Annotated in this window: 24 protein-coding genes; 14 read left to right on the forward strand and 10 right to left on the reverse strand. The window is 37.5% G+C overall.

Features of this window, described 5'->3' with window-relative positions:
- The first annotated feature begins 62 nt into the window (after positions 1 to 62).
- From CPT03_RS21730 to mtgA, 5 genes are all read left to right on the forward strand, one after another.
- Positions 63 to 1,283 (forward strand): outer membrane beta-barrel protein, encoded by a 1,221-nt coding sequence (locus tag CPT03_RS21730; RefSeq protein ID WP_099440783.1) that lies wholly within the window; start codon positions 63 to 65, stop codon positions 1,281 to 1,283.
- Positions 1,284 to 1,370: 87 nt separating this feature from the next.
- A complete protein-coding gene (gene rpsF, locus CPT03_RS21735; RefSeq protein ID WP_012780907.1) occupies positions 1,371 to 1,730 on the forward strand; it encodes a 30S ribosomal protein S6 in 360 nt (119 codons plus the stop codon).
- Complete coding sequence (rpsR, locus tag CPT03_RS21740; protein ID WP_012780908.1) at positions 1,730 to 1,993, forward strand: 30S ribosomal protein S18; 264 nt, start codon at positions 1,730 to 1,732, stop codon at positions 1,991 to 1,993. The genes rpsF and rpsR overlap by 1 nt, the downstream gene beginning before the upstream one ends.
- 10 nt (positions 1,994 to 2,003) lie before the next feature.
- The gene (rplI, locus tag CPT03_RS21745; RefSeq protein ID WP_099440784.1) at positions 2,004 to 2,447 is read left to right on the forward strand and encodes a 50S ribosomal protein L9; all 444 of its coding nucleotides are present in this window, start codon (positions 2,004 to 2,006) and stop codon (positions 2,445 to 2,447) included.
- A gap of 106 nt (positions 2,448 to 2,553) precedes the next feature.
- Positions 2,554 to 3,282: a monofunctional biosynthetic peptidoglycan transglycosylase gene (mtgA, locus tag CPT03_RS21750; protein ID WP_099440785.1), complete on the forward strand. Its 729-nt coding sequence runs from the start codon at positions 2,554 to 2,556 to the stop codon at positions 3,280 to 3,282.
- Between the two features lie 16 nt (positions 3,283 to 3,298).
- On the opposite strand, the gene CPT03_RS21755 is transcribed toward mtgA, so the two are convergent.
- Positions 3,299 to 3,778 carry an ABC transporter ATPase gene (locus CPT03_RS21755; protein ID WP_099440786.1) on the reverse strand — a complete coding sequence of 160 codons (480 nt, stop codon included), beginning with the start codon at positions 3,776 to 3,778 and terminating at the stop codon, positions 3,299 to 3,301.
- Between the two features lie 51 nt (positions 3,779 to 3,829).
- Here CPT03_RS21755 and CPT03_RS21760 point away from each other — a divergent pair, with 51 nt between their 5' ends.
- Positions 3,830 to 4,312 carry a hypothetical protein gene (locus CPT03_RS21760; RefSeq protein WP_099440787.1) on the forward strand — a complete coding sequence of 161 codons (483 nt, stop codon included), beginning with the start codon at positions 3,830 to 3,832 and terminating at the stop codon, positions 4,310 to 4,312.
- Here CPT03_RS21760 and CPT03_RS21765 read toward each other — a convergent pair.
- The 5 genes from CPT03_RS21765 to CPT03_RS21785 all read right to left on the reverse strand — a co-directional run bounded on the left by CPT03_RS21765 (position 4,275) and on the right by CPT03_RS21785 (position 8,352).
- Positions 4,275 to 5,075 carry an MBL fold metallo-hydrolase gene (locus tag CPT03_RS21765; protein WP_099440788.1) on the reverse strand — a complete coding sequence of 267 codons (801 nt, stop codon included), beginning with the start codon at positions 5,073 to 5,075 and terminating at the stop codon, positions 4,275 to 4,277. The genes CPT03_RS21760 and CPT03_RS21765 overlap by 38 nt on opposite strands.
- Entirely contained in the window at positions 5,065 to 5,865 is an 801-nt protein-coding gene (locus tag CPT03_RS21770; RefSeq protein ID WP_099440789.1) for a (Fe-S)-binding protein, read from the reverse strand. The genes CPT03_RS21765 and CPT03_RS21770 overlap by 11 nt, the downstream gene beginning before the upstream one ends.
- Before the next feature lie 30 nt (positions 5,866 to 5,895).
- Positions 5,896 to 7,191, reverse strand: a complete 1,296-nt coding sequence (locus tag CPT03_RS21775) for a 4Fe-4S dicluster domain-containing protein (RefSeq protein ID WP_099441221.1) — start codon at positions 7,189 to 7,191, stop codon at positions 5,896 to 5,898.
- Positions 7,192 to 7,260: 69 nt separating this feature from the next.
- Positions 7,261 to 7,953, reverse strand: a complete 693-nt coding sequence (locus CPT03_RS21780) for a uracil-DNA glycosylase family protein (RefSeq protein ID WP_099440790.1) — start codon at positions 7,951 to 7,953, stop codon at positions 7,261 to 7,263.
- Between the two features lie 27 nt (positions 7,954 to 7,980).
- Positions 7,981 to 8,352, reverse strand: a complete 372-nt coding sequence (locus tag CPT03_RS21785) for a hypothetical protein (protein ID WP_099440791.1) — start codon at positions 8,350 to 8,352, stop codon at positions 7,981 to 7,983.
- Between the two features lie 110 nt (positions 8,353 to 8,462).
- Between CPT03_RS21785 and CPT03_RS21790 the strand changes: the two genes are divergently transcribed.
- The 6 genes from CPT03_RS21790 (at position 8,463) to CPT03_RS21815 (ending at position 15,397) form a co-directional block, all read left to right on the forward strand.
- Entirely contained in the window at positions 8,463 to 10,028 is a 1,566-nt protein-coding gene (locus CPT03_RS21790) for a sulfatase (RefSeq protein WP_099440792.1), read from the forward strand.
- A 1-nt stretch (position 10,029) separates the two neighbouring features.
- On the forward strand, positions 10,030 to 10,398 hold the full coding sequence (locus CPT03_RS21795; protein WP_099440793.1) for a hypothetical protein: 369 nt from the start codon (positions 10,030 to 10,032) through the stop codon (positions 10,396 to 10,398).
- A gap of 60 nt (positions 10,399 to 10,458) precedes the next feature.
- Positions 10,459 to 10,938 carry a MarR family winged helix-turn-helix transcriptional regulator gene (locus CPT03_RS21800; RefSeq protein WP_245869916.1) on the forward strand — a complete coding sequence of 160 codons (480 nt, stop codon included), beginning with the start codon at positions 10,459 to 10,461 and terminating at the stop codon, positions 10,936 to 10,938.
- Complete coding sequence (locus tag CPT03_RS21805) at positions 10,931 to 11,422, forward strand: transposase (protein WP_099440795.1); 492 nt, start codon at positions 10,931 to 10,933, stop codon at positions 11,420 to 11,422. The genes CPT03_RS21800 and CPT03_RS21805 overlap by 8 nt, the downstream gene beginning before the upstream one ends.
- 354 nt (positions 11,423 to 11,776) lie before the next feature.
- Positions 11,777 to 13,987, forward strand: a complete 2,211-nt coding sequence (locus CPT03_RS21810) for a S9 family peptidase (protein WP_099440796.1) — start codon at positions 11,777 to 11,779, stop codon at positions 13,985 to 13,987.
- A gap of 15 nt (positions 13,988 to 14,002) precedes the next feature.
- On the forward strand, positions 14,003 to 15,397 hold the full coding sequence (locus tag CPT03_RS21815) for an aminopeptidase P family protein (RefSeq protein WP_099440797.1): 1,395 nt from the start codon (positions 14,003 to 14,005) through the stop codon (positions 15,395 to 15,397).
- A gap of 37 nt (positions 15,398 to 15,434) precedes the next feature.
- Here the strand turns inward: CPT03_RS21815 and CPT03_RS21820 are convergent, their stop codons facing one another.
- The 4 genes from CPT03_RS21820 to CPT03_RS21835 form a co-directional block, all read right to left on the reverse strand.
- Entirely contained in the window at positions 15,435 to 15,647 is a 213-nt protein-coding gene (locus CPT03_RS21820; protein ID WP_099440798.1) for a helix-turn-helix domain-containing protein, read from the reverse strand.
- A 2-nt stretch (positions 15,648 to 15,649) separates the two neighbouring features.
- A complete protein-coding gene (locus CPT03_RS21825) occupies positions 15,650 to 16,204 on the reverse strand; it encodes a DUF2975 domain-containing protein (protein WP_099440799.1) in 555 nt (184 codons plus the stop codon).
- Positions 16,205 to 16,448: 244 nt separating this feature from the next.
- Positions 16,449 to 17,594 (reverse strand): glycerate kinase, encoded by a 1,146-nt coding sequence (locus tag CPT03_RS21830; protein ID WP_099440800.1) that lies wholly within the window; start codon positions 17,592 to 17,594, stop codon positions 16,449 to 16,451.
- Between the two features lie 11 nt (positions 17,595 to 17,605).
- Positions 17,606 to 18,565, reverse strand: a complete 960-nt coding sequence (locus CPT03_RS21835; protein WP_099440801.1) for a D-2-hydroxyacid dehydrogenase — start codon at positions 18,563 to 18,565, stop codon at positions 17,606 to 17,608.
- A 419-nt stretch (positions 18,566 to 18,984) separates the two neighbouring features.
- On the opposite strand from CPT03_RS21835, the gene CPT03_RS21840 reads away from it, so the two are divergent.
- Positions 18,985 to 19,158, forward strand: a complete 174-nt coding sequence (locus CPT03_RS21840) for an alpha-ketoglutarate-dependent dioxygenase AlkB (protein WP_157766508.1) — start codon at positions 18,985 to 18,987, stop codon at positions 19,156 to 19,158.
- A gap of 46 nt (positions 19,159 to 19,204) precedes the next feature.
- The gene (locus CPT03_RS21845) at positions 19,205 to 19,453 is read left to right on the forward strand and encodes a hypothetical protein (protein ID WP_099440802.1); all 249 of its coding nucleotides are present in this window, start codon (positions 19,205 to 19,207) and stop codon (positions 19,451 to 19,453) included.
- The last annotated feature ends 236 nt before the right edge of the window (positions 19,454 to 19,689 follow it).

A 19,689-nucleotide genomic window follows, 5' to 3' on the forward strand; every position in this document is an offset into this window, starting at 1 on the left:
ATATAGAATTGTGGGAAAATAAATATGTTAGATTATTTATATGTTTGTGGAAATAAAAAATTATGAAACGCTCTCTATTAATCCTATTCTGGATTGTCCCGTGCTTATGTATTGCCCAAACAACATTTCGCAAAGGTTATCTGATAACTAATTCTCAAGACACAATACGTGGTTTTATTAGTTTCAATGAAGAATCTCTAAATCCAAATGCAGTATATTACAGGTCAGATTTAGAGAGTAAAACTAAGGTGTTTCCCTTAAAAGATTGTAAAGCATATGTTGTAGAAAATTTTTATTCTTATCGTCGTGAGATAGTAAATATTAGTACAAGTAATGATAATTTAAATAGAATAGGGGTAGGAAGGGATACTTCAGTAAGAAATGATACGGTGTTTCTTAGGGTATTGCAATCTGGGGAAAATGTGACTTTATTTATGTATACAGATGATATCAAAACTAGGTTCTATATTCAGTCTAAGGACGATATAGCACCCCTTGAATTGATTAGAAACATTTATTATGAGAGACAGGGGATTGCGATAACGGAAAATAAGTTTCAACTTCAGCTATATAAGTTGATGCAGAAATATAAAAAAGACCTTACACTTAAGGATGTAAAGTTAGAATGGGTAGGTTATAATGCAGATGATTTAATTAAGGTCGTATCTAAAATAAATAATCAGACTGCTGTTGAATATAAAGCTAAAGACACGAGGTTTTTTACTGGTGTGGGATTAAGTATGAATTCATTCAAATATAAGGGGAGTCATGCATTGGCAAATAACAGTGATGAATTAAAAACATCTTATAGCCCAATAATAAGGATTGGAGTTGATTATATGCCTAAACCATTAATTGCTAAAGTTATTTACAGAATCGACGCAACTTTGTTGATGAGCAAAAATACAATATCGAATAAGAGTGCAGATATAAAACATTCTTTCGATGAACTAACTATAGCAATAGCTCCCCAGGTAATCTATACTATTTACAATAGTAATATGTTCAAGTTTTATGCCGGAGCAGGTATATCAGCTAACATTTCCAATTATAGCAATAGCTTCATGTCATCTTGGGATGGGAAACTCAAAATAAGAAAAAGTGATATAGATTTTAATACATTTAGTTTTTCTCCAAAAATTAATATTGGTTTTTTTATGGGCAAAAAGATTGAATTTTCAGGAAGCTATTATTTAAATTCCTCTTTAACAGATTACCAAACTGTTAAGGTAACAGTTAGTCGTTTTGCATTTGGTGTTAATTACTTGTTTGATAAGCATTAAGTGTTTTTGATTTATAGAATTTTATTGCTACATTTGCAACCCCGTATTTAAATGCGTGGATTAAAATTAAAAAAATAAATAATAACAATGAATCAGTACGAAACTGTTATCGTTCTAACCCCGTTGTTGTCAGAAGAAGTTGCAAAAGAGGCTATTGCCAAATTTAGCAAAATCATTGCTGACAGCGGTGCCGAAATTGTTCAAGAGGACAATTGGGGTTTGAGAAAATTAGCGTATCCGATTGAAAAAAAAGCAAGCGGATTTTTCCACCTTACAGAGTACAAATCTTCAGGTGAATTAATTAACAAGTTAGAGTTAGAGCTTAAACGCGATGAGCGTGTTCTACGTTTCTTAACTATAAGATTAGACCGTCATGCGGTTGCTTATAACGAAAAGAAACGCAGTGGTGCTTTTAACAAAAAACCTAAACAGGAGGCTGCAGTATAATGGCAAAGGATCAAATACAATATGTTACCGCTCCAAAAGTGGACGATAACAGAAAGAAATATTGCCGTTTCAGAAAAAACGGGATTAAATATATTGATTATAAAGACGCAAACTTTTTATTGAAGTTTATCAATGATCAAGGTAAAATTTTACCTCGCCGTTTAACCGGTACTTCATTGAAATTTCAACGTAAAGTGGCTCAAGCTGTAAAACGCGCTCGCCACATCGGTTTGTTACCTTTCGTTGCTGACCAATTAAAATAGGAGCTGAGAGATGGAAATTATTTTAAAACAAGATATCAAATCCCTAGGGGAAAAAGATGATATCGTTTCTGTAAAGCCAGGATATGGCCGTAACTACCTAATCCCTCAAGGATTTGCGCAGTTGGCTACTCCTTCAGCTAAAAAAGTATTAGCAGAAAACTTAAAGCAAGCCGCTTTTAAACAAGATAAAATTAAGAAAGATGCTGAAGGCATTGCTGAGCGTTTAGCTGATGTTAAACTTTCAATCGGTGCTAAAGCTGGTGAAACAGGTAAGATTTTTGGTGCAGTAAACACGATCATGATTGCTGACGCATTAAAACAACAAGGTTTTGATGTTGACCGTCGTCGTATCACTTTCGAAACTGAACCTAAATTTGTTGGTGATTATGTTGCCAATTTAAACTTACACAAAGAAGTGAAAGTTAAAGTTCCTTTCGCAGTTGTAGCTGAGTAATCATCTATCTTCTGATATAAAAAACGCCTCTAAAAGAGGCGTTTTTTTTTGAATACAATCTTCCGGAAGGCTTTAAAATTATCACCCTATATCTTACCTTTGGCCAATGGCAAAGCGTAAACGGGCAACCGGTAAAACAAACTCAAAATCTCCTCTATTTAAAAAAATTACAACCATTGTTACTAAAGTATTTCTTTGGTTTCTAATGGTTACGGTACTTTGGGTGCTAGTTTACAGGTTTGTGAATCCGCCAATCACCCTTTTAATGATCCAACGCAACCTGGAGCGTAGCTCAAATGATAAGCCATTTAAAATGGAGAAGAAATGGGTTGACTTTGAAGATATATCGGATAATATGAAACGGGCAGCAGTATCTGCAGAAGATCAGCTATTTCTTAAACATCTTGGATTCGACTTAAAAGCGATTGAAAAGGCCTTTGCCGCAAATAAAAATAGCAAAAAGATAAAGGGTGGAAGTACAATCTCTCAGCAAACCGCCAAAAATGTATTCCTATGGCCAGGCCGATCATGGATTCGTAAGGGCTTCGAAGCTTATTTTACATTATTAATTGAAATACTTTGGAGCAAAGAAAGAATATTGGAGGTTTATTTGAATGTAATTGAGATGGGAGATGGAATTTACGGTGCTGAAGCTGCATCCCAGTCTTATTTTAATAAATCATGCAGTAAACTTAGCAAGTCGCAGGCAGCTGTAATTGCCGCTTGCTTTCCTAATCCAAGAAGATGGACACCTAGAAACCCAACCCAATATATCAGACACAGACAATTTCTGATAATGAAAAATATGAAAAGGCTGGGGCCGTTGGATTTTTAACAGATAATAAATCTGATTAAAGTAAATGAGCAAAAACTTTACTGTGCCAGCTTTGCTCAAATGGTATTTGCCATTTGGTTTCAAACTCTTGTAATGTTTGTACCATGTTGTTAAATACAATAGTTTGCGGGCCTATTGCTTTTATGTTTACCAATGTTTCAAAGTCTTCTTTGTTGGTAACAATAACTTTGTCGTTCAATTTGTAGGCCATATTAAACCTATCGAACAAATCAACGCCATATTCTTGTTCAATTTCCTTAACTATCCTAACAGACGAATCTATTGAACAACCGGTAACGCCTGCAGATGCCTCGTCCACAAAAAATATAATAAAGAAATTGTATAATACCTCTGCTTTCGCTTTTAACTGATGGCCATGAGCTTTCCATTGTACAGTAAAATCATTTAATTTTTGCTGTATTGCCTGTACCTCATCATTTGTAAAGGCACGGTTACTTTGGTATATCCATATTTTGGATTGTGGAGAAAAACTCATAGATCAAAAATACAAAAATATTTAAATTGATTATGTTAAATCCTTAACGCCATGAAAAAGTTTACATTAAACTTGAAAATATGCCTCTCCGTAGTAATATGCCTTCTTTTCATGGGCTATTCTAAAATTAAATTACTTGATGAGCAAACCAGTTATATCCAGCAATTATTGGTAAGCCACTACAATGAAGAGCCTGAAATAGTACAAGTAAAACATTATGAGCTTAATGTTACTAACAGTGGCTTTTGTAGATACAAACGATTTTTTAAGAGTGGTAAGGTCGAATATTTTTCTTTCAACCTGGTAAAATTTAAAGACCTTGATTATAAAGCAACGGATACAACAGGTGCATTATTTTTATACACTAAAGGAGATGATGTAATTGTACAAACCTATAATGATAAAAATGAAGATGATGTAGATAGTATGGCAAATTATATGTCTATTCCTGTAAAAAATATAAAAGGTGAGGAGCTTACTGAACTTTCAGATCAGATCAGAAAGGCGAATGTTCGCTTACTTGCTCAAAAATAGTATATACTTCAGATTCAACAAACCTCGAGGCTACAACAATTTCAACTTCTCCGGCATGCTCACTAAATAAGCTATGTGCTAATTCAGGATTGTTATTATCTTTTGATAGATGCGATAAGAGTAGGTGAGTCATAAAAGACGGCCTGTGATTTATAAAAAGATCCAGTGCGTGTTTGTTTGATAAGTGGCCCCTGCCTCCGCTAATCCTTTGTTTTAGAAAATACGGATAGGCACTTTTGCTTAATAGGTCATCATCGTAATTTGTTTCAAGAAACGCAGCATGACACTGTTTAAAATGAAAAATAAGCTGCTCACAAGCCGCTCCAATATCAGTAAACACCCCAACTTTAGTGCCGCCACTCGAAACCACAAAACTATGTGGCTCAGAGGCATCATGTATTTTAAGGAAACTGGTTATTTGCAAACTTCCAACAGATATGTTTTGAGTGCTATACAGAAGCCTTATAAGATCTTCACGGATATTAAACCTGCATCCATTTAAGGTTCCCTGTGTTATGTAAACAGGTAAATTGTATTTAGCCGATATGGTAGCTAATCCACGGACATGATCCGTATGCTCATGAGAAATAAAAATAGCCTTAACATGTTTCATTGATAAACCCAGGCGTAGCATTCTTTTTTCGGTCTCTCTGCAAGAAATACCTGTATCTACAAGAATAGCTTCCTGATCGTTGCCAACATAATAGCAGTTCCCGTTACTGCCGGAATTTAAAGAAGCAATATATAGCTTATTACAAGCCATTTGCACGAACAGTAATTTCAGCAATATCTAAAACCTGTACATTTTTATCCTGGTCTTTCAGTTTCACGCCATCACTCATCATCGTCATGCAAAAAGGGCACCCGGCAGCAATAATATTTGGTTTAATTTCAAGTGCTTCTTCAATACGCTCAATGTTAATGTCTTTTTTACCTTTTTCAGGTTCTTTAAACATCTGGGCTCCGCCCGCACCACAGCATAATCCGTTAGTTTTACAGCGTTTCATTTCCACAAGTTGTGCATCGAGCACTTCCAGAGCCTTACGTGGAGCCTCATAAATGCCATTTCCGCGGCCTAAATAGCATGGGTCGTGATAAGTTATCTTTTTACCTTTAAAGCTTTCTCCTCCTTCTGCTTTTAGCTTGCCCTCATCAATTAACTGTTGGATAAGTTGGGTATGATGAATTACTTCGTAGCTCCCGCCTAATCCAGGATATTCGTTTCTAATTGTATTAAAGCAATGAGGACAACCAGTAACTATTTTCTTAATGTTGTAAGCATTCAGTACCTCAATATTAGTCATAGCTTGCATTTGGAACAGAAATTCATTCCCTGCTCTTTTTGCTGGATCTCCGGTGCAGCTTTCTTCAGTACCTAATACAGCATATTTAATACCTACATGATGTAGGATTTTACAGATGTCTCGAGTAGTTTTTTGTGCTCTCTCGTCATAACTGCCTGCACAGCCAACCCAGAATAATATTTCAGGCTCTTCGCCTTTAGCTATCATTTCTGCCATTGTAGGTACTTCAAAATTTAGTTGCTCGCTCATCTTTAAGCTATAATAGATTTGATACTTTAATTAACTTTCTTTTGCCCAATTAAACCTGTCGGCCGGAGAATACTTCCACGGGGCACCATTGTTTTCAATATTGCCAAGCATGGCATTAATGCTTGCCGGCGATTGAGACTCTTCCATTACTGCATATCTTCTCAGTTCAGTAATAATTGCCAGAGGATCAATGTTAATAGGGCAGGCTTCTGTACATGCATTACAACTTGTACAAGCCCATATTTCTTCGCGACTAATGTAACTGTCGATTAGTGATTTGCCGTCATCAAAACCATTGCCGGTTTTGTCAATATTTTTCCCAACCTCTTCCATCCTGTCTCTGGTGTCCATCATTATTTTACGGGGTGATAAAAGCTTACCCGTAATATTTGCCGGACATACAGAAGTACACCTTCCACACTCTGTGCATGTGTAAGCATTCATCAGGTTTACCCATGTAAGATCGTTTATATCTTTTGCACCAAAACGACCCGGTTCAGCCTCTTCAGGAGTAAATGAAGGGTCAAGCATAGCTTTTACTTCATTTGTAACACTTTTCATGTTAGTAAACTCGCCCTTAGGTTCCAAATTGGAAAAATAGGTATTAGGGAAAGCAAATAAAATATGGAAATGTTTAGAATAGGGCAGGTAATTTAAAAATAGAAGTATCCCGATGATATGGAACCACCAGCAACCTCTTTCAATAGCAACAAGGGCTGTTTCTGAGCTTGGTAAAAGATCTTGCAGAAACTGACTAACGGGGAAAGATCCGGCATTTGTATAGTGCTGGGCTCCTATAACCTGGAGTTTAGCATCAGCAGCATTCATTAGCAAAAAGGCAGTCATTAATAATATCTCAGATATTAAGATATAATTAGCATCAGATCTAGGCCATTTGGTCATTTCTACACCACTAAACCGCTTAAGTTTAAGAATGTTTCTTCTGATTAAAAAGACAGCGCAGCCTACCCATACCCCAAGTGCTAGAATTTCAAACGAGCCAATTAGAAAATCATAAATAAAACCTGCACCAGAAAATATTCTGTGAGACCCAAATACCCCATCAATCAAAATTTCCAGAACTTCGATATTAATAATAACAAAGCCTGCGTACACTATCAGATGCAGAAAAGCGGGGATTGGCCGGAAAAACATTTTTGTTTGACCAAATGCTACTTTAAGCATCGTCATAAACCTTCTTTGAGGTTGATCTGATCTGTTTACCAGCTTGCCTAACTGTATGTTTCGGATAACTTTTTTAATATTATAGCTAAACAGAGCTACTGCAGCCACTGTAATTACTATAAATATGATTTGTGCCACCATTTGATTTTCCATTAGTGTTGCTAAGTTAAAAATAAATATGCCAAAACAAATTACTATGCATGCATAAAATTAGATTTTTTTGAATGCATCTAGGTACTTTTTGATATAGTCCGACTTGTTTTTCGATTTGTATTGCATTATGTATCTGGGGTGTTCCAGTGGAATGATCTCTTTAAAATATCTTTTTTCGTTATTAAGTTTTCTTAGAAATGATTCGTTTTTTCCTGTCCCAAAACAAAAACAAACATCAGTTTCGAAGCCAATTGCAATTTGTTTCTCCAGATTTTCAACTATAAATGGATATGCAGCCTTTAAAAGGTCAGTATTGTCGTAGTAGTTATAATTAACTTCTTTGCTTTTTAGGCTTTTAATGGTGAAGCCTAAAGGGCATACAGAATGAATATAAAATTTGCTGTAGAATTCTTGTATACCACCATAAGCCTCGATCATTTCGTAAACATATTCTGATGAAGGCTCATGAGTCATTTGGCCGGGAAATGGGATCCCGCATTTAGCCACCATCCTTTTTGGATCAGTAAAGGATACTCCAGTCATTGCTGAACCAAAGCGACCAGGATTAATACCCAGTATCAGATGCCTGGGGTTATTATCATTATAATATTTTTTATAAAAAGCAGAGGAGCACGTTAAAGCCAACGGGTTTTCTCTATAAGGATTCATTATCCGGATATCATGCGGTAGCAAACCATGAAAATCCAATTGCTTATTAAATTCTATAATCCTATCGGCAAAGGTTGTCATTTGGATAAATGATAATGAGCTAAAACCCTATGCGTTTAACTCATAAAATCTGCTATCCTTACTGTTGCCAATAAAAAAGCCCAATTTTGTTGGCTTGCTTTTGATTTTCATTGCTAATGAACGCATTTTCTTTTTAAATTCTTCCAAAGCAACTTCCAACTCCTGATCTTCAGGAATATTAATAAAAATGTTATTCTGATCATCGGCTATTCGCCAACCAGGGTAGTTTTGCTTCAACAGCAGATCTATCAATTCTTTTTTATACAAGTCCATAAGATACAAAACTAGAGATTTACAGCAATTCACAAAAACTGTAGAATTATTTTTTTTATAGCTTTGTATAGCTATGGCAATCTCAGGTAAAAATATTCCTATCCAAACCCTGCATTTGTTTCCCATTTTGGATGATTGGACATGGTTCAACAAAAAGCTATATTTCCAATCTCAAAGGTTAGGTCAGAAACAGTGCGTTTATGTCAGACCCTTTTTTGTAACAGCACAGAAACTAAATGAAATTAAAAAAGATTTTACTACTCCTTGCATTTGCCAACAGCGGTATGCCTTTGTTTGCACAGAAACATCAATCAGGAACAGCTGCAAAACGACCTAATATTGTGATCATCGTTTCAGATGATCATGCCTACCAGACAATAAGTGCCTATGGCAGCAAATTGATGCAGACCCCAAATATAGATCGGATCGCAAAAGAAGGTGTTCGTTTCAATAAAGCTTATGTAACTAATTCTATTTGCGGACCAAGCAGGGCTGTGATTTTGACTGGAAAATACAGCCATAAAAATGGGTTTAAGGATAATGAAAGCTCGATTTTTAATGGTGATCAGGATTCATTTGCAAAGCAATTAAAGAAAGCGGGTTATCAAACAGCCTGGATAGGTAAATGGCATTTGGAAAGCAAACCTCAGGGGTTCGATTATTGGCAAATCCTGCCTAATCAGGGACAATACTATAATCCGGATTTCGATATGATGGACGGTAGCAAAAAAAGATTTGAGGGATATGTATCTAATGTAATTGAAGATGAGACAGAGAATTGGCTTGATAAAAGAGATGAATCAAAACCGTTTTGCCTGGTAATTGGACATAAGGCCACGCACAGAGTTTGGTTGCCCGATACCACTGATCTTGGCCGGTTTGATAAAGTTAACTTTCCGCTCCCAGCCAATTTTTACGATACCTACCAAAATCGAAAAGCTGCGGCCATACAGGACATGTCTATCGAAAAAACCATGCAAATGGGATACGACTTAAAGATGTTTGGTTCTGATGATAAAGAAAGTAAGGATGGAAACTTTAGTCGGATGAATGCCGCTCAACGCGCCAAAATTGATGCTTATTATAAACCTATAGAAAAGGAGTTTAATGACTTGAAACTGCAGGGTAAGGCGCTTACAGAATGGAAATTTCAACGCTACATGCGCGATTACTTAAGTACTGCAACTTCATTAGACCGAAACATCGGTCGCACACTAGACTATCTGGATCAGCACGGACTGAGCCAGAACACAATTGTAATATATCTGTCCGATCAGGGTTTTTATATGGGTGAACACGGCTGGTTCGATAAGCGATGGATTTATGAAGAATCCTTTAGAACGCCAATGGTGATGAGATACCCTGGAGTAGTAAAAGCAGGAACCGTTTCTGATCGTTTTGTAATGAATCTGGATATTGCCCCAACCATCCTCGATGCAGCAAAACTAACTATTCCAAAAGATATACAAGGTATGTCTATGCTGCCGGCATTGAAAAACAAAGCAGATAAAGGCCGCCAGGTGTTATACTACCACTATTATGAAAATGGCGAACATTCGGTTTCCCCACATTTCGGAATCCGCACAAAAAGATATAAACTGATCAGATTCTATAAGCGTGTTTCGGGATGGGAATTGTACGATTTGCAAAAAGATCCGCATGAAATGGATAACAAATATGGTAAAAAGGGATACGAAACCATCACCGCAGATTTATACAAAGAGCTGAACAAGCAGATTAATAAATATGAGGATATGGAAGCGTTACAAATCTTAAAAGAGAATCAAGGGGATAAGAAATAATATGAGGCTACTAAGGTTCTATTATTTCACATTTCTATATCATTACAGGAACAAACCTGAAAGCTGGGGTGGCGACTTCAGAAGTGTTTTGCTTGTTGAACTTAGCATATGCTGGCTTATGTTAGGCCTTTGGGTGTTAGTTGATCCGGGGCTTAGCGAATTGGGTTCATGGACCAAACTAATTGTATTGTTTGTAAATATCATTATCCTGATCATCCTTCAGCGCTATTTAATGAGTAAGGGGCGAAGTGAATTGATTTTTAAAGAATTTAAAGATCAACAGATAAATAATGAAACAAACCGTACAATATGCTGGGCGGTATGGGCCGCATCTTTTATCTTCTTCTTAATATCGGCATCTCTGCAATAAATGCAACATTATTACACACTTATATAAATAAAAATTTATCTTTGTATCTAAGATACTTAGATGATGAATAAAAGTATATCAGAAACAACTCTCCAACAATTTAGGACAATTAGCAGATTGTATTCAGATACCTCGGCCTTTATGCACGAGGCAATAGCCAGAAAAGCAGGGCTTTCAGGTACTGATCATAAGTATTTGGGGCTTATACTGCAGCATAAATCAATAACAGCGGGCGAGATTTCGAAGTTAACCGGATTAACCACTGGAGCTGTGACAGGGCTCATCGACCGTTTAGAAAAAAAGAATCTTCTAGAAAGGCAATTCACCAAAGATGATAGAAGAAAGGTAATCATCGTCCCAAACGTCAATAACAGCATGAAGCTCTTGAAACCTATTTTCGATAAACTTCAAGAAAAAACCGTAAAGCTAATTTCAACTTTTTCAACAGAAGAAATACAAACCATTGAACGCTATTTTACTGAAGCAATAGCTATAATGAAAGAGACTACTGACAGCTTAAACAATAATCAAAATGACTAACGATTTGACCAGGGCCGAAATATGGCTGTGCCTTACAATCCTTATTTATTTTTTAATGAATGGAGCGCAAATCTTTGAGACTCTTGTTTTTGTTCCTAAATGGATAGATTCTCCCCCAGATAATTTCAAACTCCTATTAGATGGAAAAGGAACAAGTCTTAAGATTTTCTGGATTGTGTTTCATTCCCTGCATGAAATTGCATTCATACTAACAATAATTTTCTGCTGGAAGATCGATCCTGTCCGTAATTGGCTTTTAATTCTATTTGCAATACACTTTGCCGTACGGGTTTGGACACTATCATTCTTTGCACCTAATATCATTTATTTTCAAAAAGTAGCCGAAACCCCATCTTTAGCAAAAGATCTTATAACTCGAACTTCGCTTTGGCAGATGCTCAACTATGTTAGGGTTGCTATTTTTATTGCAATTTCTTTAGGGCTTATACCACTATGTATTAAACTATTTAGCTTGCGGCAATAACCGGAAGAGACTTGTAATAATAATACCTTATACTCTAATCAGACAAATGGAAACGTTTAAATCTTACTTTTTAAGCAATTATGAAATAGATTGTCAATAGGTTTTACCTACAAAAAGGAGTATGTTTCTTTTGCTATCCTTTTGCTATTGTTTTGCTCAAGCAACAAATAAGCAAAAGAGAGGCGAAATTTTAATGAAAATTAAGTATAAGTAATTGCATTGCTACTCCGGGTGGGTTAGCTTAATGCAATCCGTAAATTATAGGGTTTTATTTGACTAAAAACAGTAAGTATTGGTTAAAATATGATGATGCTGTTTGTTATTGATGGTTTAAATTTGATTTAAATCACACACATGAAATCATTCTTTGTTGCAGCATTTTTTTTCATAGCTATAATCAGCTCTTCAAAAGTAATTGCCCAGGGCAAGCAGTTGGATTATGATAGGGCTAATAGTTTAAAGGATTTATTTAAAGATAAAGCATTTGGCGTAACTACAGATATTGCCTGGGCTAAAGGAACAAATCAAATCTTATATGCTGTAACTACAGCAAACGGCAAACAATTCATGTTGGCCAACGTAAGCAAGCATGAAAAGAAGCCTGCTTTTGACCGACAGGTTATCTCCAAAAAACTAAGTGAAATTATAGGCAAAGATGTAGATTCTACTCATTTACCACTAATGCGGCTTCGTTTTTCTGATAATGATAAGGGAATAGAGTTTACAGCTTTTAACAGAGAGTGGAGTGTGAATGTCCTATCAGGACAGGTTGAGGAAGTAAGATGGCCAAAGCGATCTGCGAATGACAATGGTCAGGAGGTTTTATCCCCTGACCAACTGATTATAGCTTACATTAAAAATTATAATCTTTATATCCGCAAAGCGGGGCAAAAAGAATCAGAAGTTCAACTTAGTTTTGATGGATCCGCTAATGATTACTATGATGATGCAATAGTGTGGGCACCTGATAGTAAAAAAATAGCTGTAAATAAAGTAAGGGGATATAAAGAACATAAACTATATCTTATTGAGTCTTCTCCTAAAGGTCAGCTTCAGCCTAAACTTCATACCAATGACTATCTGAAGCCGGGGGATTCTCTTAAGCAGTTTACCCCTGTATTGTTTTGGGTTGAGACTAAAAAGGTGAAAGCCATGTCGCCCGATCTGATTAGGGATCAATATAATTTGTCTACTCCTGTATGGCGTAAGGACAGCAGGGCTTTTACTATTGAATACAATCAAAGAGGGCACCAGCAATATTGTGTTATTGAAATGGATGCAAGCTCCGGCGAAGCAGCCATTTTAATTGATGAAAAAAGTAAAACTTTTATTCATTATAGTGGTAAGAAATACCGGTATGATGTAAATGACGGAAAGGAAATTATCTGGGCATCTGAACGTGATGGCTGGAACCATCTTTATCTTTATGACGGGGTTACAAAAAAAGTAAAAAATCAGATCACTAAGGGTAATTGGGTTGTGCGGGAAGTAAAGTACGTTGATGAAGAAAAAAAGGAAATAATTTTTGCTGCAAGCGGAAGAGAGAAAGATCAGGATCCATACCTTAAACAATATTATAAGATCAATTTTAATGGAAAGGGACTGAAAATTTTAACAAAGGAAAGTGCCAATCATATTGTTACCCTTTCATCAGGGCGTGATATGTTTGTAGATCAGTATTCGAGGGTTGATTTGCCCCCTGTAACTGTTGTTAGAAGTTCTTTTGATGGTAAAGTACTTATGGAACTGGAGACAGCTGATATCAAAAACCTACTCAATACTGGCTGGAAGGCTCCTGAAATATTCACAGGCAAGGGTAGAGATGGCATTACAGATATCTGGGGCGTTATTACAAGGCCAATGAATTTTGATCCTCAAAAAACATATCCTGTAATTGAATATATATATGCTGGGCCTCATGATTCATTTGTACCTAAAAACTTCGAAATTTTGCCTGGGAATGGTTCAAGAGAGCTGGCTGAATTAGGGTTTATTGTTGTGCAGATGGACGGAATGGGAACATCTAACCGTTCTAAAGCTTTTCATGATGTTTGTTGGAAAAACCTTAAAGACGCGGGCTTTCCTGATCGTATAGAATGGATAAAAGCGGCTGCTAAGAAATATCCCTATATGGATATTAGTAAAATGGGTATTTATGGCACTTCAGCAGGTGGACAAAGTTCTGCAGGTGCACTTCTTTTTCATCCTGAATTTTATAAAGTTGCTGTATCTTCGTGTGGTTGTCATGATAATAGAATGGATAAAATATGGTGGAACGAGCAATGGATGGGTTACCCTATAGGACCTCAGTATGCTGAATCGTCTAACGTAGAAAATGCTTACAGGCTACAGGGGAAGCTGATGTTAATGGTTGGCGAGTTGGATGATAATGTAGATCCTTCGTCAACGTTGCAGGTAGTAGACGCATTAATAAAGGCCAATAAGAATTTTGATTTTTTGATGTTGCCCGGACTAAAGCATACATCGGGAGGGGATTATGGCGAACATAAGCGCCGGGATTATTTTGTGAAACATTTATTAGGGGTGGAGCCTCCAATCTGGTAACAGTTGATTTAAGTTATGTTTGATAAGAACGAATATATTGGCAGACGGGAAGTACTTTCCCGCAAGTTTAATTCAGGAATTCTACTTTTCTTAGGAAATGAAGATAGCCCGATTAATTTTCTTCATAACACCTACCGTTTCAGGCAGGATAGTTCATTTCTTTACTATTTTGGAATTCAGAAGTCCGGCTTGTCGGCTGTAATTGATATTGATGAGCAGCAGGTTGTGCTATTTGGAGATGAAATGAGCATAGATGATATTGTTTGGATGGGGAGGCAGAAAACGCTTAAAGAAGCCGCTTTTGATGCCGGGGTGTTGGAAGTTCGTGCCGGATCGGAATTGGTTGATTATATATCTTACGCATTAAAAAAGAAAAGGAATGTTCATTTTCTTCCGCCTTATCGTGCAGAAAACAAGACGAGGTTGTCTGCTCTTTTTAATATTGTACCCGATCAGGTTTCAGGCTTTGCTTCGGTTGCGTTTATTAAGGCGGTTGTAGCACAGCGGTCGGTGAAGTCTGAAATTGAGTTAATTGAAATTGACAAAGCGGTTTCGATATCTGCTGATATGCAATTGTTGGCCATGAAAATAGCCCGTCCCGGAATGAAGGAAAGTGAAGTTGCTGCAGCTATACATATGGTAGCGCTAAGTGAAGGAGGTGATTTGGCTTATCCTATTATTCTAACTGTTAATGGGCAGATACTTCATAATCATTTTTACGGGAATACTTTAAAGGAAGGTAATCTTGTTTTAAATGATTCCGGGGCAGAAACTGAAATGGGGTATGCCGGAGATTTGACTCGTACATTTCCGGTCGGAAAGACCTTCAATTCTTTGCAAAGAGAAGTTTACAGTATCGTGCTGGATGCTTATTCTGCTGCGGTGGGGTTATTGCAAGCAGATGTACAGTATCTTGATGTACATCGTAAGGCATGTATGACATTGGCAGAGGGACTTAAGGGGTTGGGATTGATGAAGGGGAATCTGGAAGATGCCGTGAGCAGGGGGGCGCATGCATTGTTTTTTCAGTGTGGAACAGGACATATGATGGGATTAGATGTGCACGATATGGAAGATCTTGGTGAGCAATATGTTGGCTATAATGATACCATCTTAAAAAATACAAGTCAGTTTGGTCTTAAATCTCTTCGGTTGGGCAAAGAGTTGGTTTCAGGGAACGTATTAACCGTTGAACCTGGAATTTACTTTATTCCTGAGCTAATAGATCTCTGGGAGGCAAAAAAATCTTTTTCTGAATACATCAATTATGAAAAGGTAAAAGACTTTAGGTCTTTTGGCGGAATAAGGGTAGAAGATGATTTTGTAATTACAGCAAATGGTTCTCGCAAGCTAGGCAAGCAACTGGCAATTTCTTTAGACGAGGTTGAAGAAGTAAGGGGCTCGATGTAAGGTGGTCAAGATGTTGTACAAGTTTATCTTGTCCACCCTAGTCCTTCTCTTTTACATACTCTAGTATATCTGCAGGCTGGCAATCGAGCGCTTTACAAATGGCTTCCAATGTACTAAAGCGAATCGCTTTTGCTTTCCCTGTTTTGAGAATGGAAAGATTCGAAAGTGTCAAATCAACCTTCTCAGACAATTCATTCAGTGACATTTTTCGCTTGGCCATCATGACGTCTAAATTTACGATGATTGGCATAGTTATATGGTTAGGTCGTTTTCAGTTTGAATTTCGATGCCTCTTTTTACAACCTCGGCAATTACAAACAGGATGATGGCCATAAAAAACCATACATCGGCAGCATACAAATCCAATTTGATCAAGTCGGGCATTTCTATCTTTTGCTCCAACATCCAGGCTACATATTTACCTCCATAGTGAGAAAAGAAACTGATGCCCAGAGTTAAAAAAGCTACGTTTAAAATAATCTTCCTCAATTTGGAAGTGAAAGGTTGGGAAATGCTCAGTTTTTTATCAACAAACAGCTTGATAATAAGGTAAAAAATGATCGCTTTCATCACTGCTACGATGACCATAAAAAGTGCAATGACCATAAAATGTCCATGATCATGTCGGTAGAGGTCCGATAAATCAGCCCCTTGCCAGAAATTATCTGTGTTAATCGGTTTAACGGCAAAGGTGTAAACCAGATTGAAAATAATGGTTCCGGCTTCTATACACAGGCCAATGAAAATTATCCATGAAAGTACCTGCAGTACATTCAGGATGTGTTTGGCAGAAATTTCTATTTTCATAATTGAGGTGGTATTAATGACAGGAGTAAATATAGAATTATTTATTGATTATCAATAAATATAAATTAAATTTTAATAAATATTTTTTAGTAATCGGGATATTTTGCGCAGTTTGAAGCATTTTCGGTTTTGTTTTTCTATAAGTATGTTTGCTATAGAACCATTATCTGTGAAATATGCAAAAAAAGAGTGCAGGAACATTTTTTACAAAGCAAAACATGATCAGTTCCTGATGCTTTTTATATCAACATCTTTTCTCTTGCATCAAAACCAGCATATTGCCTAATGTTTCGGCTGTTCGGGCAAGGTTATCTGTTGTGCATGCTAACGCAGTTGCGAGATCGCTAGGCTGGTTTCCAATAGGCATTAGTATATCAAAATACGCCTGTAAACTAACATTCTGTTCCAGTGGTACCTTCCCTGCGAAGGCAACCACAGGCAGTCCTTTAAGTTTGGCATGGTACGCTACGCCAAAAGGTCCTTTTCCCTGTAAGGTTTGCTCATCAATACTCCCTTCTCCTGTAATTACCAGATCTGCCCGCTTTAGTGCTGAATTAAAATCTGTAAGTGAAAGAAAATGATCTATCCCATTTACCAGTCTGGCATTCAGAAATGAATATAAACCTGCAGCTGCCCCTCCGGCAGTACCTCCATACTTTATCGTAGCCATATCTCTGCCTGTATGGTGTAAAGCCACGGTCGCAAGTTTGTTGAGCACCTGGTCCAATTTTTTCACTTCTTCCGGGGATGCACCTTTTTGCGGACCGAATACAGCTGCAGACCCTTGGTCACCTAATAGCATATTATCTACATCGCACAAAACGATCACTTCACATTTTGATATTCTTTCGTCCAGTTCTGAAAGGTCAACAGTGGCTAACTCTCCCAGATCTTCAGGAAGAATGGTTAACTCATTGCCGTTCGGTCCTAAGAAACGGATACCAAGGGCACGCAAAATACCGGTTCCGCCATCCACAGTAGCTGAGCCACCCATGCCGATGATAATTTTTTTGACTCCCTGGTCAAGTGCTTTTCTGATCATTTCCCCTGTACCCGAAGAATTGGCACGCATAGGGCTAAGCTCTTCTGGTTTAAGTAACCTTATGCCTGATGCGTCTGCCATTTCTATAACGGCAGTTGCACCATTGTCGATTAGACCAAATACAGCGTTTATTGGTCTGCCTAGCGCATCATGTACTGCCGCATCCAACAATTTGCCATTGCATTTTTTTATAATTAAGGTTCCTGTACCATCACCGCCATCTGCTACGGGGAAACACTCAGTTGTAACACTGGCTTTACTTCGCCTTAAGCCTTCCTGAATAGCAAAGGCTGCTTCTTCGGCATTCAAACTATGTTTAAAAGCATTAGGAGATATCAGGATATGCATAATGCCTAGAGTTAAAGGTTCACCACATTTACAGGATTCCCATTTTTATAGGCACTCAGGTTGCGGATAGTTATCTCCATTAATCTGGCTCTTGCTTCTTTTGTTGCCCAGGCGATGTGCGGTGTAATGATGCAGTTTTTTGCCCCAAAAAGTGGGTTATCCTTTGAAGGTGGCTCAACAGAGAGCACATCAAGGCCCGCTCCGGCAATTTTACTGTTGTTCAATGCTTCGGCAAGATCTTCTTCAATAATGACAGGGCCCCTTGAGGTATTCAAAAGAAAAGCACTGCTTTTCATTCGCAATAAGTTTTCTTTATTGATCAGCCCTTTGGTTTCAGGTGTTAAAGGACAATGGATACTGACAACATCTGACTGTTCAAGTAGCTCGGGTATTTCTGCCCATTTAAAATTACTGCGATGAGACTGATCTGTCCGGTTTCGGCTTGTTCCGATAACTTTCATTCCAAATGCAGTGGCTACATCAGCCACCTGTCTGCCTATATCGCCAAATCCGATAATACCCATCGTTTTTCCAGTCAGTTCAACCAGCGGATAATCCCAGAAGCAAAAGTCGGTAGAGGAAGCCCATCGGCCTGAGACCACCGCATCACTATGGCGCTGCACATGCAGGCAAAGTTCCAGTAAAAGGGCAAAGGTCATTTGCACTACAGATGGCGTGCCGTAACCTGGTACATTACTTACTGTTATGCCCTTTTCCCTCGCCATTTGGGTATCAACTATATTATAACCAGTGGCCAGGACTCCAATATATTTTAAGTCTGGAAGACTGTTCAATGCCTCTGCATTTACCGGTGTTTTATTGGTAAATATGACATCCGCCCCTTTTGAGCGTTCAACAACTTCACTTACAGGGGTACGGTCGTACAAGGTTACTTCACCGAATTCTTTTAATCCATCCCAGCTCAGGTCTCCGGGATTCAGTGTATATCCGTCTAGTATTACGATTTTCATATTTAATGGTTAAATAAGTAATGAAGCTATAACAAACTTACATTTTTCACAAACTTATTATTAATTATGGTGTCAGGTTGGCTTTATAGTATCGCTCTTGCTTACATTAAGTTGTTAGTAAGCTGAAAAAGGATGGAGTCCCTCTAAACAGCCTTAAAAGCTTGTAAAACAAGAAAAGCTCCAGATTTCTCTGAAGCTTTCAAACCTGTTCAATCTGCCCTGTTTGCAATAAAAAAAGTAGTAAATCCATAGTCGGTATTCCAGGACACTTTTGGATTTACCTATTTCTGGCCATTTGTCAAAAGTTCAATTTAAAGCTAGAAAATATTTCTGTGATAACCCTGAATGCCCCAGGAAAGTCTTTACCGAACGGTTTGATTGTGAAATCAAACCATACTACAGAAGGATGATCCGATCGAATGATCTTCTCACCAGGTAAACGACCGGTGATTGTTTTGGTAAGTTTTGGGCTGGTGAGGTGTTTTGATATCCGCAGTAAGCGAGATCACAGAGAGAAATATTCGATCCGTTTAGAAAGTGGTGGGCTGATGATCATGAAGGGTGATTTGCAGGTGGACTGGGAGTTAAAATAATACAAGATAGATGAATTATAGCTGTTTATCTTATTTATATTTTACAATGGATATTCAAGCAGGACTAAAAGAGCTATCTAATCAACCGCTGACCCACCGGCTGCTGGCAGGCCTTTTGAAAAACTATAAACGACCAAATGATAAGATACTGTCTTTAAAAGCAGATGGTCTGATCGAACCGGTCAAAAAAGGACTTTATATAGCAGGTAGATCCCTTGGTGTATATTTCGCGGAAAGTGGGGAAGAACCACTTTCCGCGAAAGAGGTGGCCACATATGGAATAATCCCCATTTAACCAGCTTTTCTCTGAAAACACTTATTTTTCAGTAGTACAGTCAAGTCTTGTGGCCGCATTCCATTATGTGCCATTATAGGACAAAGTTGGTTAGAATTAGCACTTATGTCTGTTTATTGATAAAGCAATTTTTATACCTTTACAACCAAGCAACATTATGCAGATCTTAATAATAACTATGCGGCAAATTTAGTTGCAACCGAAACAAATGAAATCTTTGCTGGAATTAAAAGCCT

Origin of the sequence: Pedobacter ginsengisoli (assembly GCF_002736205.1) — a bacterium.
In the GTDB taxonomy this organism is placed as follows: Bacteria; Bacteroidota; Bacteroidia; order Sphingobacteriales; family Sphingobacteriaceae; genus Pedobacter; species Pedobacter ginsengisoli_A.